General features: G+C 63.9%; 15 protein-coding genes. 11 read left to right on the top strand and 4 right to left on the bottom strand.

Annotated elements, in window-relative coordinates:
* Positions 1–13: 13 nt before the first annotated feature.
* Positions 14–304, top strand: a complete 291-nt coding sequence (gene infA, locus QX010_RS01795) for a translation initiation factor IF-1 (RefSeq protein ID WP_315804701.1) — start codon at positions 14–16, stop codon at positions 302–304.
* A gap of 301 nt (positions 305–605) precedes the next feature.
* Positions 606–818, top strand: a complete 213-nt coding sequence (locus QX010_RS01790; protein ID WP_006612155.1) for a cold-shock protein — start codon at positions 606–608, stop codon at positions 816–818.
* Between the two features lie 171 nt (positions 819–989).
* Here the strand turns inward: QX010_RS01790 and QX010_RS01785 are convergent, their stop codons facing one another.
* The 4 genes from QX010_RS01785 to QX010_RS01770 all read right to left on the bottom strand — a co-directional run bounded on the left by QX010_RS01785 (position 990) and on the right by QX010_RS01770 (position 4160).
* Positions 990–1550 carry a TadE/TadG family type IV pilus assembly protein gene (locus tag QX010_RS01785; protein WP_315804700.1) on the bottom strand — a complete coding sequence of 187 codons (561 nt, stop codon included), beginning with the start codon at positions 1548–1550 and terminating at the stop codon, positions 990–992.
* Between the two features lie 68 nt (positions 1551–1618).
* Positions 1619–2164: a TadE/TadG family type IV pilus assembly protein gene (locus tag QX010_RS01780; protein WP_315804699.1), complete on the bottom strand. Its 546-nt coding sequence runs from the start codon at positions 2162–2164 to the stop codon at positions 1619–1621.
* A 533-nt stretch (positions 2165–2697) separates the two neighbouring features.
* Entirely contained in the window at positions 2698–3198 is a 501-nt protein-coding gene (locus tag QX010_RS01775) for a pilus assembly protein N-terminal domain-containing protein (RefSeq protein WP_315804698.1), read from the bottom strand.
* Between the two features lie 134 nt (positions 3199–3332).
* On the bottom strand, positions 3333–4160 hold the full coding sequence (locus QX010_RS01770) for a sterol desaturase family protein (protein ID WP_315804697.1): 828 nt from the start codon (positions 4158–4160) through the stop codon (positions 3333–3335).
* Between the two features lie 451 nt (positions 4161–4611).
* Here QX010_RS01770 and QX010_RS01765 point away from each other — a divergent pair, with 451 nt between their 5' ends.
* The 9 genes from QX010_RS01765 to QX010_RS01725 all read left to right on the top strand — a co-directional run bounded on the left by QX010_RS01765 (position 4612) and on the right by QX010_RS01725 (position 13535).
* A complete protein-coding gene (locus tag QX010_RS01765) occupies positions 4612–4776 on the top strand; it encodes a Flp family type IVb pilin (protein WP_231317342.1) in 165 nt (54 codons plus the stop codon).
* A gap of 326 nt (positions 4777–5102) precedes the next feature.
* On the top strand, positions 5103–5627 hold the full coding sequence (locus QX010_RS01760; RefSeq protein WP_315734617.1) for a prepilin peptidase: 525 nt from the start codon (positions 5103–5105) through the stop codon (positions 5625–5627).
* 126 nt (positions 5628–5753) lie between these two features.
* On the top strand, positions 5754–6554 hold the full coding sequence (cpaB, locus tag QX010_RS01755; protein ID WP_316177237.1) for a Flp pilus assembly protein CpaB: 801 nt from the start codon (positions 5754–5756) through the stop codon (positions 6552–6554).
* Between the two features lie 17 nt (positions 6555–6571).
* Positions 6572–8053 (top strand): type II and III secretion system protein family protein, encoded by a 1482-nt coding sequence (locus tag QX010_RS01750; protein WP_316177235.1) that lies wholly within the window; start codon positions 6572–6574, stop codon positions 8051–8053.
* A gap of 22 nt (positions 8054–8075) precedes the next feature.
* On the top strand, positions 8076–8816 hold the full coding sequence (locus tag QX010_RS01745; protein WP_316177233.1) for a CpaD family pilus assembly protein: 741 nt from the start codon (positions 8076–8078) through the stop codon (positions 8814–8816).
* Positions 8813–10081, top strand: coding sequence for a CpaE family protein (locus QX010_RS01740; RefSeq protein WP_315804695.1), 1269 nt, complete (start codon positions 8813–8815; stop codon positions 10079–10081). The genes QX010_RS01745 and QX010_RS01740 overlap by 4 nt, the downstream gene beginning before the upstream one ends.
* 21 nt (positions 10082–10102) lie before the next feature.
* Positions 10103–11566 carry a CpaF family protein gene (locus QX010_RS01735; RefSeq protein WP_316177231.1) on the top strand — a complete coding sequence of 488 codons (1464 nt, stop codon included), beginning with the start codon at positions 10103–10105 and terminating at the stop codon, positions 11564–11566.
* A gap of 11 nt (positions 11567–11577) precedes the next feature.
* Positions 11578–12552 carry a type II secretion system F family protein gene (locus tag QX010_RS01730; protein ID WP_315804693.1) on the top strand — a complete coding sequence of 325 codons (975 nt, stop codon included), beginning with the start codon at positions 11578–11580 and terminating at the stop codon, positions 12550–12552.
* Positions 12553–12560: 8 nt separating this feature from the next.
* A complete protein-coding gene (locus QX010_RS01725) occupies positions 12561–13535 on the top strand; it encodes a type II secretion system F family protein (protein WP_315753445.1) in 975 nt (324 codons plus the stop codon).
* Positions 13536–13570: the final 35 nt, after the last annotated feature.

The raw sequence follows: 13570 nt of genomic DNA, 5'->3' as shown, positions 1-13570 counted from the left end.
TCTGGAGAAAGACATGGCTAAGGAAGAGCTGATCCAGTTCGAAGGGCTGGTCACCGAAATCCTTCCCGATGCACGCTATCGGGTACAACTCGACGCGGGGCACGAGATCGTTGCCTACACCGCCGGCAAGATGAAAAAGAATCGCATCAAGACGCTCGCGGGAGACCGCGTGACCGTCGAGATGTCGCCCTACGACCTCGAAAAGGGCCGGCTGATCTTCCGCCACAAGGACGAGCGTCCCAGCTCGCCCGGCGGTCCTCCGCGTGGCGCAGCGCAGCGCGGCGGCCAGTTCCGTCGGCGCTAGGGGGATTGGGCGGAGCAATGTTCCGCCCGGCCCGGCGGATTGATCAAGCCTTGCGCAATCAGCGACAATTCAGCGCGTCGGCATCGAGCCGGCGCGTCAAAAAATCATGCACTCTCGCGCAGCTCAGGATTGTTTTGCGCGGGCATTTCCAATAATATATCCCGCAATCGATTTTCGGCCGGACGAGATTAGCTATTACCGGTACAGCCGGTTCAGACGCTGACGACCCTTCCAAAAATTCGATCTAACCAGCCCAGGAGACTGGGTTACGCATTTGGTATCTGAGAAGGGAACTACCCCCGTGAGCATGGGAACCGTGAAGTGGTTTAACGCAACCAAGGGCTATGGCTTCATTCAGCCGGACGACGGCGGCAACGACGTGTTCGTGCACATCAGCGCCGTCGAGCGCGCTGGTCTCGGCACGCTGCGCGAAGGCCAGAAGATCTCCTACGAGATCGTGGCGGACCGCCGTTCGGGCAAGTCGTCGGCCGACAATCTCCGCGCCGCCAATTGAGCGACGCCAGGGCAATCGCCTACGATTGCCCACCTGGACAACGAAAGGCCGCCTTGTGCGGCCTTTTTTATTTGCCGGCTGTTCGCCGTCGGATTGTGATCGCCTGGAACGCGGTCTGTTGCCCGCGCGCAAGCGGACCCGGCACCGCGCAGGATTAGTCCGGCGCTCAGCTCAGCAGGAGGTCGCCGGGCTATACATCACACAGGTCGACTGCCGCGGCCGGGTATAGGCGACGTCGCTGAGATTGACGCCCGTCTTGCCCATGACGTAGCCGATCGTCGGAACGTATTGGTAGTTCACCTCGCTGAAGATCAGATAGGTGCCGGACACCAGCAATTCGGCCGGCACGCCGACCGTCATGCCCACGGTCCGCGGCGTCGACCCCTTACTCCACTTCACCGTCGCCTGCATGGTGGTGGGATCGACATAGAGTTCGGTGATCGTCGCATTCACCGGCGTGGTCGAGTACGGATACATGATGCCGGTCGAGGCGGCGAAGAAGTTCGACATGTCGCTGTCGCCGACCGTGGTCGACTGCGACGTCAGATCGGACAGGGTGCGCGCCATCAAAGTGACCTTGCGGTCGACGGCGATGGCCGAGCAGAATTCGACCGTGCCGAAGAACATCACCAGCATCAGCGGCACGATGAATGCGAACTCGGTGGCCGCGACACCGCGACAATCGGCAGCGAAGGCGTCGATGCGACGCCACAGGCGCAGGCGCGAAGACATACCCGGCATTCTTCCCAACGGCATGATGAATTCCTGGTGTCCCTCAGAAGCAGCTCGCGAGGTCCGTGTTATGAATACGGCTCGTTCTTGAATGCGGCCGTACCCACCAGCAGCCGCTTGCTGCCGCTCAGGTTGGCGATGTTGTAGCCGAGGCCGGTCACGAAGATCGGCCACTGATAGAACAGCCTGACGACGACAATGTCTCCGGCGGCGCCCGGACTGTAGGTCATGTTGTTGACGAAGTTGCCGCTGTTGTCGATCTGGTTGCTGATCGAGACGCTCCCGAACGAGGAGTAGCTCTTCACGTCGATATAGATCTTGTTGCAGTCGAACAGCGCGGGAACCTGGGTGCAGACGTAGCTCGCGAACTGCGACTGCGTATAGGAGCCCTGTTGCGCCTGTCCGGTCAGGATCATGCGCGCCGAGTCCTGCGTGATGGTCTCGAGCACCTGGCCGGCAAAGAACATCAGCGCCGTTTCGATGATCGCGAACAGCAGCGCAAAGAAGACCGGCGCGACCAGCGCGAATTCGAGCGCGGCCGATGCCCGCCTGTTGCGCCGGAAGCGGCGCAGCAGCCGGCGCATCGAAGCGGTCGAGGAGACGGAGGCTTGCATGGGGTCATCCGGACTGGAAAGGCACATCAACCTGAGTGAAACGAATAGCGGAAACTCCTTGGGAAAGAGTTTCCTACGATACGGACAGTATGGCCCGCCGCATCAACGTCCCGCTAACCATGCTTGGGCAGGGCGATCGCATATGGTGAAAAAGCTGGGCGCGCAGTCTTTTCGCGACCATCCTTCGAGACGCCCGCCTTCGGCGGGCTCCTCAGGATGAGGGCCTTTCTCCGCCGCAAAGCTGTTGATCCTCATGGTGAGGAGCGTCGCTCTTGCGACGCGTCTCGAACCACGAGGCCATGAAAGTTCCGCCCGGGAAAACCATATGCGATCGCCCTGCATGCTTGGGGGGGCGCTCGCAGTCAGCCCTTTGAGGCAGCGCCACCTGTCCGATCCGACCATCGAAACCAAACGAATCGGGCTATCGAGCCGCAGCGCCAGCGGCAAGGCTCACCGCATCGTCGGTGCCGACGCGCGTGGAGATGCGGTCAGACGTCGCCATCGACCCGGCCAGGCACGGCCAAGCCAGCCGCTCAGTTGGTCTTCGACGCCGCTGCCGCGTTGCCGCTCGCCGTGCTGGACATCGTTCCAGCCTGGTCGAGCACCGATTTGAAGTAGTTGTCGCCGTCGCCCAAGGTCACCCGGCGCTGGCAGATCGGCATGCAGCTATAGGTCTCACGATCGACGCCGCGATACACCGTGACGAGCTGGTCGGTGGGTCCGGCGACCTGGATCTGGCGATCGATCAGCACCTGTCCGCCGCGATCCATCGCAATGAAGTTGGTGGCACCGTAGCTCTTGCCGGTGACGACGATGATGCCGCCGCTCTGCAAGGTCACATCGGCGATCATCGGATTGCCGACGACGAGGGTCGCGACCCGGTCGGGCAACTTGACCAGCTTGGCCTGGTCGACATTCACGGCGATGGCAGGATCGGGTTCCGCCGAGGCGGCAGCCGGCCACAGCAGCACGGCGGCGACAGCCGCCCGCAATGCGAAGGAAACAGAAGGACGACGCGATACACAGAACGACATACTCAACCCCGGGACCTTGACGAGCCGTCTCAAGCGATACGCAGCGGTGACGGCGCCCGACGCGGCAAATCTGCGCTCAATTGGTGAACGTTCTGCAAACGCCGCCATCTCAGCTCGGGCGGTTGCAGAACACGTCATCTTCGGAACGGAAACGCGAGCTGACCGCCGAACTCACCGGGCATCGTCGCCTCGTCCTTGCCGTAGGCCATGGGCAACTGCCCCTCCGGCATCCGGAACGTGCCGAACAGGATGTCCCAGATCGGGAACGTGCCGGCGAAATTGGTGTTGCCGCCCTGCTCCATCGACGTGTGGTGCCAGCGATGGAAGACGGGCGTGGCGAGGACATATTTCAGCGGGCCCAGCGTCCAGTTGAGATTGGCGTGGACGAAGGCCGAATGGAACGTCGTGAACGGTCCAACCCAGATCATGACATTGGGCGAGATGCCGGCCATCAGGAGGATGACGTCGACCGCGATCGTGCCGAGGATCAGGTTGATGGGATGGAAGCGGGCCGCCGAAATCCACTCCAGATCTTCCGAGGAGTGGTGGACCGCGTGGTATTTCCAGAACTCGCCGCCATGGAACAGACGATGCGTCCAGTACAGCATGAAGTCGGAGAGCACGAGAAAGAGCAGCCCCTGCAGCCATTCCGGAAGCTGCGCCAGCGGGCCGTGCCCGTTCTCATAGAAGGCGATCAACTCGTCGGCGTCGCGGATCTTGAAGAGAACGCTGGCGCCGAGCACGAGAAAGCCGATGCGGAGCACCCGCGCGAAAACCGGCACGAAGAACCAGTAGACCACGTCGGTGACGAGCTCGCGCTTCTGCCACCACGGCTTGCCGGGATTGCAGGCCCAGAAGTGGCTGAGCACCGAGAACACCACTGCCAGCACCAAGGTGATCGGCAGCACCTTCTCGATGGTCTGGCCGAGCATCAGCGCGACTTCCCATGGCAGACCGGACATCACATTCCTCATCTCATGAACTGTTCCGAGGGGTACTCCTTGGCGCTTAAGGAGCCGTGAACCTCGTGGCCGGCCGAGCTGGGCTGCCGATCGGTCCAGCACGATCGACGCGGAGCCAAGGGCTCGCCGGCCAGGTCGACGGGACCATATGCCTATGGTGCGGAACGCGGCGCAGGCTCCTGCGCTGGAAACATTGGGCGCGGCAGTGGAAGCTCGCGCTCATCTTTTCAGTGAGATTGGCACAGCGCGTGCCGTGGATCATTTAGAATGATCACGGTCCGCTTCATCCTACGTTTACTCTGCACAATAACAGCCATTTGTCGCCGGGTTTCGGCGACCGAATTAACTACGCCGAAATTCCTGCCCCCTAGGGTGGCCGCATGGTCACGGTGCTGAGAACGCCGCAACGACCAGAGTTTGTTCGACCAGCCACGTGTACATGGAGTTACCTATGAAGAATCTTCTTGCTCGCTTCGTGAAGGATGAATCCGGCGCGACCGCGATCGAATACGGTCTGATCGCCGCCGGCATCTCGCTCGCGATCATTGCCGCAGTGAACGGTCTCGGCTCCAGCCTGAGCTCCAAGTTCGGCGCGATCAACACCTCGCTGAAGTAAGCGGTCGTCACGGCCGAGCAAAGAAGGCCCCGGACATCCGGGGCCTTTATCATTTCCACCTTCAGCTCCGCGGCGTTCAGTGATGCGTAACCACGTTTTGTCCGCAGCCGCGTCCCGGCCTCCGCCCAGCGGGACCGACGTCGCCTTGCGTTGGATCTGCGGCGGCCTCGGCCTGTCCATCCTCGCTCTGGCGGCCCGCATCGTCAGCGTCTGGTGAGATCGACAACCGGCCGGCCATTCCGGCCGTTTCCCGATCATTTATTTCTTGCAGCTAGACTCTGGCGCAGCGGCGCACCCATGCCCCGCGTCGATGCCATTGAGAGCCCATGACCCTCGATCTCGCGCGCCTCCTGCTGTTTCCGGCCCTGATGGCCTTTGCCGCGGCGAGCGACCTGTTCACGATGACCATTTCGAACCGGGTCTCCCTGGCGCTCGTCGCCGGCTTCCTGGTTCTGGCGCCGCTGAGCGGGATGAGCATGGCAGACATGCTGATGCATCTCGGTGCGGGCGCGACCTTGCTGGTGATTGCGTTCACGTGCTTTGCATTCGGCTGGATCGGCGGCGGTGACGCCAAGGTTGCATCCGCCGCCGCCCTGTGGTTCGGCTTCGCCCACCTGATGAACTACCTGTTGTACGCCTCGATCTTCGGCGGCGTGCTCACCCTCGCTCTCATGCAGTTCCGGCAATGGCCGTTGCCCTACATGCTGGCGGGGCAACCCTGGCTTGCACGCCTGCACGCCAAGGAGAGCGGCGTGCCCTATGGCATCGCGCTCGCCCTGGGCGCTCTGATGGTCTATCCGGAGACCGATTGGGTGAAGGCGATCGACGCTGCGCGTCTTGCATTGCTCTGAACACACCGTGTCAACGCGGTGTTAAGGCGATTTAGATACGCCTCATTAACCATGCTTTGACGAATAACTGCTCAACTCCCATCACGGCGGCGGAAACGTCGCGGCGTCATGTGGAAAGTGAAGCGTATGAATACCGCACGCATTGTGGTTCTGACCATCGCTGTAGGCGCTGGCGGCGTGGCCGCATATCTCGCGAGCGGGTCCGACGACCGGCCGGCTCAAGTCGCCGCGCCCGCGCCGCAGATGCCGACCGTCGACGTTCTCGTCGCCAAGGGCGACATTGCCCTCGGCCAATCCCTCAAGCCCGAAGATCTGCAGTGGCAGAGCTGGCCGGCGGCCACGGCCAGTTCCAGCTTCATCCGCCGCAACGAGCGGCCCGAAGGACAGACGCAGATCACCGGCACGATCGCGCGGGCGCCGTTCATTGCCGGCGAGCCCATCCGCGAACAGAAGCTCGTCAAGGCCGACGGCTCGGGCTTCATGGCCGCGATCCTGCCGGCCGGCATGCGCGCCGTGTCCACCGAGATTTCGCCGGAAACCGGCGCCGGCGGCTTCATCCTGCCGAACGATCGCGTCGACGTGATCCTGTCCAAGCGCGAACGCAATCCGGATCAGCCCAACGCGGGCGACGTCGTCAGCTCCGATATCATCCTGTCGAACATCCGCGTGCTGGCGATCGATCAGGCTCCGAAGGAAAAGGACGGCCAGACCACGGTGGTCGGCAAGACGGTCACGCTGGAGCTGAAGCCAGAACAGGCCGAGACGCTCGCGCGTGCCCGTCAAACCGGAACGCTGTCCCTGGCGCTCCGCAGCATCGCCGACGTCAACGTGGCCGAGCGCCGCACGGACGAGACCAGCCGCAAGCGCAGCGACAGCGTTGCCGTCGTCCGCTTCGGCATTCCCAGCACGATGACGACGCAGAAGTGAGCAAGAGGACCACCCAGATGACCTGCAGCGAAAATCAGCGGAAGATGCGGACCCTGCTGGTCCGCGCGCTGTCGTTTTCGGCCGCCGCTGCGCTGACCCTCAATCCGGCGATCGCGCCGGTGATCGCGGCAGACTATCGCCCGGCGACTGCAGCCGCCGCCGCGGACGGCCAGAACAATGCACGTTTCCTTGCGCTCGGCATCGGCAAGTCCGTCGTCATCGATCTGCCGCGCGATATCAAGGACGTTCTTGTTGCCGATCCGAAGATCGCGAATGCCGTCGTGCGCTCCTCTCAGCGCGCCTACATCATCGGTGCGGCGATCGGTCAGACGAATATCGTCTTCTTCGACGCGCAGGGCCAGCAGATCGCGGCCTACGACATCGCGGTCAAGCGCGACCTGAACGGCGCGCGGGCGGCGCTGAAGCAGTTGCTGCCGAATGCCGATATCCAGATCGAGGGCCTCGCCGACAGCATCGTGCTGACCGGCTCGGCGTCGAGCCAGATCGAAGCCCAGCAGGCCGGCGAACTGGCCGCCCGGCTCGCCGGCGGCGCCGACAAGGTCGTCAACTCGATCACCGTGCGCGGCCGGGACCAGGTCATGCTGAAGGTGACTGTCGCCGAGGTACAGCGCTCGGTCGTCAAGCAGCTCGGCATCGATCTCTCCGGCCAGCTCAACTACGGAACGGCTGTTATCAAATACGCGAACTCCAATCCGTTCACCGCCTACGGCAGCAATCTCGTCTCCAACAACGCCGTGACCGCGTCGTTAGGCGGAGCGACCCCGACGGTGCAGGCGACACTGCGCGCGATGGAGAACGCGGGCGTGATCCGTACGCTCGCGGAACCCAATCTGACCGCCATCTCGGGCGAGTCCGCGACCTTCATCGCCGGTGGCGAGTTTCCGGTTCCCGCCGGTTACTCCTGCGATCCGACGACCCATGTCTGTACGACGCAGATCAGCTTCAAGAAGTTCGGCATCTCGCTCAACTTCACGCCCGTCGTGCTCAGCGAGGGCCGGATCTCGATGCGGGTGATGACCGAGGTCTCCGAGCTCTCAAACGAGAATTCGATCACGCTGTCGCAAGCCGTCAGCGCGTCGACGGTCAACTCGTTGACGGTTCCCTCGATCAAGACCCGCCGCGCCGAGACCACGCTGGAGATTCCTTCCGGCGGCGCCATGGCGATGGCCGGCCTGATCCAGCAGCAGACCAAGCAGGCGATCAGCGGCATGCCGGGCCTGATGCAGCTGCCGGTCCTCGGCGCGCTGTTCCGCAGCCGCGACTACGTCAACAACCAGACCGAGCTGATGGTTCTGGTGACGCCGTTCGTCGTCCGCGCCGTGGCACAGAAGGATCTCTCCCGCCCAGACGACGGCTTTGCGGCCGCCTCCGATCCCCAGGCCGATCTCCTGGGCAGCATCAACCGCATCTACGGCGTACCCGGCCGGGTCGAACCCGGACGCAACTATCGCGGCACCTATGGCTTCATCACGGACTGAGCCGGGACAAGGACCTGCAACGATGACCACGAAACCCAGCCCCGCTCGACACCGCCGACTGCAACTTGCCGTGGCCCTGGCCGGCGCAGCGGTCCTGCTCGGCGCTTGCAACTTCCGCAGAGATCCGGCCGTCACGGCCAGCATCCCCGACGACTACCGGCTACGCCACCCGATCGCGATCCAGGAGGCCCCGGACTCCCTGGTGGTCTTCGTCGGCCAGGGCCGTGGCGGCCTGACGGCCGAGCAGCGCGCCGACGTGATGGGACTGGCCCAGAGCTGGATTCGCCAAGGCACGGGCGCGATCAGCGCCGACGTGCCGAGCGGCACCCCCAACGCACGGGCGGCCGCCGACTCGATGCGGGAGATCCACTCCCTGCTGGCCGCCGCCGGAGTCCCGCCGCACGGCATCACCGTACGCAACTATCAGCCGAAGGACCCGCGCCAGATGGCCGCGATCCGGCTGAGCTATCCAAAACTGTCGGCCACGGCGGGGCCCTGCGGGCTCTGGCCGGACGACCTCGGGCCGTCGATCAAGAACAAGAACTGGTTCGACAACAAGCCTGACTGGAACTACGGCTGCGCCTACCAGCGCAACATGGCGGCAATGGTCGCAAACCCGTCGGATCTCGTGCAGCCGCGATCCGAAACGCCGTCCTATACCACCCGGCGCACGGCGTTATTCGACAAATATCGCAAGGGACAATCAACCGCGATCACGTATCCAGAGGCCGACAAGGCCAAACTCAGCGACACAGGCAAATGATCAGCTACGCCCGACAGACCCAAGAGGAGCAGCCTGACGTCGTGCCGCCGCCGGCCGACGATCACATCGCGCCCGCGCCGCGCGTGTCCGTGCAGGCGTTCTGTGAGACGGTGGAAACCGCCGCCACGGTTCAGGCCGCCGGTGAGGACCGGCGTCTCGGCAAGGCCCATCTGAAGGTTCAGATGGGCGGCATGGCGGCGGCGATCGAGGCCTACCGGTCTGCCCCGACCCCGAACGTCATCATCCTGGAGACGGATGCGCGCACCGACATCCTGGCCGGCCTGGATCAGCTCGCTACGGTTTGCGACCCCGGCACGCGCGTCGTCGTGATCGGCCGCGTCAACGACGTCACGCTGTATCGCGAGCTGGTTCGTCGTGGCGTCAGCGACTATGTGCTGTCGCCGGTGACGCCGATCGACGTCGTCCGCTCGATCTGCAACCTGTTCTCGGCGCCGGAAGCCAAGGCTGTCGGACGGATCATTGCCGTCGTCGGCGCCAAGGGCGGCGTCGGAGCCTCGACCCTAGCCCATAACATCGCCTGGGCGATCGCGCGCGACCTGGCGATGGACTCCGTGGTGGCAGATCTTGATTTGGCGTTCGGCACCGCCGGCCTCGACTACAACCAGGATCCTGCGCAGGGCATCGCGGACGCCGTGTTCTCACCGGACCGGATCGACATCGCCTTCATGGACCGGCTGTTGTCGAAATGCACCGATCATCTGAGCCTGCTGGCCGCGCCTGCGACGCTCGACCGGGTCTATGATTTCGGCGCTGAGGCATTCGATGCGGTGTTCGACACGCTGCGGGCCTCGATGCCCTGCATCGTGCTCGATGTTCCGCATCAATGGGCAGGCTGGACCAAGCGGGCGCTGATCTCCGCGGACGACATCCTGATCGTCGCGGCGCCGGATCTCGCCTCGCTGCGCAACACCAAGAACATGTTCGATCTCCTCAAGGCCGCCCGGCCGAACGATCGCATGCCGCTCTACTGCTTGAACCAGGTCGGCGTTCCCAAGCGACCCGAGATCAATGCGAGCGAGTTCGCCAAGGCGATCGAAAGCCCGCCGATCGCAACGATCCCGTTCGAGCCGCAGATCTTCGGCGCGGCCGCCAACAACGGCCAGATGATTGCGGAAATGTCTCCCAGCCATCGGACGACGGAGATGTTTCTCCAGATCGCGCAGCGGCTCACCGGCCGCAGCGAGACAAAGAAGCCGAAAGGCTCCTTCCTGTCGCCTCTGCTGGACAAGCTGAGGGCGAAGTAAGCACGCGTGGAGTTCTAAGTCGTGTTTGGTAAGCGTAGCGGATTGGACAACGATACCAGGGCCCTCAGGCCGGCCGCGCCGGCGCCCGAGCCGGCGCCGGCTGCGCCACGCGCGGCGGCTCCGGCCGTGCCGTCGCCACCTCTGGCTCCGACCCGGCAGGCTCCGCCGCCGCCGCCACCGGTTGTCGAGGCCCGGCGCTCGGACAGTTACTATCAGGTCAAGGCGACGATCTTCGGAGCGCTGATCGAAGCGATCGATCTCGCTCAGCTGGCCAAGCTCGACGGCGAATCCGCGCGCGAGGAAATCCGCGACATCGTCAACGAGATCATCGCGATCAAGAATATCGTGATGTCGATCGCCGAGCAGGAAGAGCTGCTCGACGATATCTGCAACGACGTGCTCGGCTATGGCCCGCTGGAGCCGCTGCTGTCGCGCGACGACATCGCCGACATCATGGTCAACGGCGCCGGCACGGTCTTCATCGAAGTCAACGGCAAGATCCAGCGCACGGGCATCCGGTTCCGCGACAACCAGCAGCTCCTGAACATCTGCCAGCGCATCGTCAGCCAGGTCGGCCGCCGCGTCGACGAATCCTCGCCGATCTGCGACGCGCGTCTCGCCGACGGCTCGCGCGTCAACGCCATCGTTCCGCCGCTGGCGATCGACGGCCCCGCGCTCACCATTCGTAAGTTCAAGAAGGACAAGCTGACCCTCGATCAGCTGGTCAAGTTCGGCGCGATTTCGCCGGAGGGCGCGGAGATCCTGCAGATCATCGGTCGCGTCCGCTGCAACGTGCTGATCTCCGGCGGTACCGGTTCGGGCAAGACCACGTTGTTGAACTGTCTGACCAACTACATCGATCACGACGAGCGCGTCATCACCTGCGAGGACGCCGCCGAACTCCAGCTGCAGCAGCCGCACGTGGTTCGCCTCGAAACCCGCCCGCCCAACATCGAAGGCGAAGGCCAGGTGACCATGCGTGAGCTGGTGAGAAACTGCCTGCGTATGCGGCCCGAACGCATCATCGTCGGCGAGGTCCGCGGCCCCGAGGCATTCGACCTGCTGCAGGCCATGAACACCGGTCACGACGGATCGATGGGCACGCTGCACGCCAACAACCCGCGCGAAGCGTTGTCCCGCTGCGAATCCATGATCACAATGGGCGGCTTCTCGCTGCCGTCGCGGACCATCCGTGAGATGATCTGCGCCTCGATCGACGTCATCGTCCAGGCGGCGCGCCTGCGCGACGGCTCCCGCCGCATCACGCACATCACCGAGGTGATGGGCATGGAAGGCGACACCATCATCACCCAGGACATCTTCCTCTACGACATGATCGGCGAGGACGCGAACGGCAAGATCATCGGGCGCCACCGCTCGACCGGAATCGGCCGGCCGCGGTTCTGGGAGCGCGCGCGCTACTACGGCGAAGAGAAGCGGCTTGCGGCTGCGCTCGACGCCGCCGAAGTCGCGAGCAAGGACTGAGGAGAGACCCCATGAAGCTGCAGGCTCTCGCCCTTGCCTTCCTCGCCGCCACCGCGATCGGCGGCATCGCCTGGGTGTTCCTCTACCCCCTGCTGTCTGGCGAGCGGAAGGCCGAGCAACGGCGCAGCACCGTCGCCAAGTCCGAACCGGTGGTCCGCCAGGCCGAACGCAGTCAGCGCTCGCGCCGCGAGCAGGTCGAATCCTCGCTGAAGGACCTCGAAGCGAAGGCCCAGAAGCAGAGCAAAGTCCCGCTGAACATGCGGATTTCGCAGGCTGGGCTCGACTGGACCGTGCAGAAATTCTGGATCGTTTCCGGTGTCCTCGGCTTCGTCGTCTGCGCCGTTGCCTTCTTCGCCGGCGGCGGCCCGCTCGGCGCGCTCGGGCTTGGCTTCGCCGCCGGTCTCGGTCTGCCGCGCTGGATCCTCGGCTACCTCAAGAAGCGGCGCGAGAAGAAATTCCTGGCGGCATTGCCGGACGCCGTCGACGTGATCGTGCGCGGCATCAAGGCCGGCCTGCCGCTGTTCGAATCCATCAAGGTCGTCGCCGCCGACGCGCCGGAGCCTTTGCGCAGCGAGTTCCTCGGGATCATCGAGACCCAGGCGATCGGCATGCCGCTCGGCGAGGCTTGTGCGCGGCTCTATGAACGGATGCCGCTTCCCGAAGCCAACTTCTTCGGCATCGTCATCGCGATCCAGCAGAAGTCGGGCGGCAATCTCTCCGAGGCGCTCGGCAACCTCTCGAAGGTGCTGCGCGACCGCAAGAAGATGAGCGAGAAGATCCAGGCGATGTCGATGGAGGCCAAGGCGTCCGCGGGCATCATCGGATCGCTGCCGCCGATCGTGATGCTGCTGGTCTATCTGAGCACGCCCGAGTACATCTCGTTGCTCTGGACCCATCCGACCGGCCAGCTGATGCTGGTCGGCTGCGTGATCTGGATGTCGATGGGCATCCTGGTCATGAAGAAGATGATCAATTTCGATTTCTGAGGTGGACCATGGTCGACATTCTGGTCTCCAAGCTGCACGACCCGCACTTCATGACGATGTTCTTCGCCGCCATCGCGGCGACGGCCACCGTCTATACGCTGATCATGCCGCTGTTCGCAGGCGAGAACCTGAACAAGCGCATGAAGGCGGTCGCCAGCGAACGCGAGCGGATCAAGCAGCGCGAGCGCGAGCGGTTGAACGCCGGCGAGAAGGTCTCGCTGCGGCAGACGCCGAAGCAGCTCATCTCTCGCGTGGTGGAGGATTTCAACCTCACCAAATGGCTCGCCCAGGAGGCGGCCCGCGAGAAGCTCATCATGGCGGGCTACCGCGGCCAGGCGCCCTACATCACCTTCCTGTTCGCACGCCTGGTGACGCCGCTGGTGCTGTTCGTCGGGTCCGTGCTGTACGTCTTCGTGATCGCGCATCTGCAGAAGTCGATGCCGGTCAAGATCGGCATCTGCGTCGGCATGGCCTATCTCGGCCTGCAGGCGCCGATGCTGTTCCTCAGCAATGCGATCTCCAAGCGCCAGCTGTCGATCAAGCGCGCGTTTCCCGACGCGCTCGACCTGCTGCTGATCTGCATCGAATCCGGCATGTCCATCGAAGCCGCCTTCCGCAGGGTTGCCATCGAAATCTCGAGCCAGTCGATCGCATTGTCGGAGGAGTTCACGCTGACCACCGCGGAGCTCTCCTATCTGCAGGACCGCAAGGTCGCCTATGAGAACCTCGCCCGCCGCACCGGCCTCGAGGGCGTGAAGTCGGTCTGCCTCGCGCTCCAGCAATCGGAGCGCTACGGCACCCCGCTCGGGCAATCGCTGCGCGTGATGGCGCAGGAAAATCGCGACATGCGCATGAACGAGGCCGAGAAGAAGGCCGCGGCGCTGCCGCCGAAGCTGACGGTGCCGATGATCCTGTTCTTCCTGCCGGTGCTGTTCGTGGTCATTCTGGGACCGACCGGCATCAAGGTCGCGGCCATGCAGTAGACGTAGACCGCTCGCGAGAAATTTCGCTTGCGGTC

Source organism: Bradyrhizobium sp. SZCCHNRI1009, assembly GCF_032487575.1.
Classification (GTDB): Bacteria; Pseudomonadota; Alphaproteobacteria; order Rhizobiales; family Xanthobacteraceae; genus Bradyrhizobium.
The sequence above is the reverse complement of the archived record's forward strand: the minus strand, read 5'-3'. Positions and strand labels throughout refer to the sequence as shown.

Coding starts and splice junctions, on each gene's coding strand:
- QX010_RS01750 (WP_316177235.1), top strand. CDS start 6,572: ATGACCTGCAGCGAAAATCAGCGGAAGATGCGGACCCTGCTGGTCCGC.
- QX010_RS01770 (WP_315804697.1), bottom strand. CDS start 4,160: ATGTCCGGTCTGCCATGGGAAGTCGCGCTGATGCTCGGCCAGACCATC.
- QX010_RS01775 (WP_315804698.1), bottom strand. CDS start 3,198: ATGTCGTTCTGTGTATCGCGTCGTCCTTCTGTTTCCTTCGCATTGCGG.
- QX010_RS01725 (WP_315753445.1), top strand. CDS start 12,561: ATGGTCGACATTCTGGTCTCCAAGCTGCACGACCCGCACTTCATGACG.
- QX010_RS01785 (WP_315804700.1), bottom strand. CDS start 1,550: ATGTCTTCGCGCCTGCGCCTGTGGCGTCGCATCGACGCCTTCGCTGCC.
- QX010_RS01730 (WP_315804693.1), top strand. CDS start 11,578: ATGAAGCTGCAGGCTCTCGCCCTTGCCTTCCTCGCCGCCACCGCGATC.
- QX010_RS01740 (WP_315804695.1), top strand. CDS start 8,813: ATGATCAGCTACGCCCGACAGACCCAAGAGGAGCAGCCTGACGTCGTG.
- QX010_RS01745 (WP_316177233.1), top strand. CDS start 8,076: ATGACCACGAAACCCAGCCCCGCTCGACACCGCCGACTGCAACTTGCC.
- cpaB (WP_316177237.1), top strand. CDS start 5,754: ATGAATACCGCACGCATTGTGGTTCTGACCATCGCTGTAGGCGCTGGC.
- infA (WP_315804701.1), top strand. CDS start 14: ATGGCTAAGGAAGAGCTGATCCAGTTCGAAGGGCTGGTCACCGAAATC.
- QX010_RS01780 (WP_315804699.1), bottom strand. CDS start 2,164: ATGCAAGCCTCCGTCTCCTCGACCGCTTCGATGCGCCGGCTGCTGCGC.
- QX010_RS01765 (WP_231317342.1), top strand. CDS start 4,612: ATGAAGAATCTTCTTGCTCGCTTCGTGAAGGATGAATCCGGCGCGACC.
- QX010_RS01760 (WP_315734617.1), top strand. CDS start 5,103: ATGACCCTCGATCTCGCGCGCCTCCTGCTGTTTCCGGCCCTGATGGCC.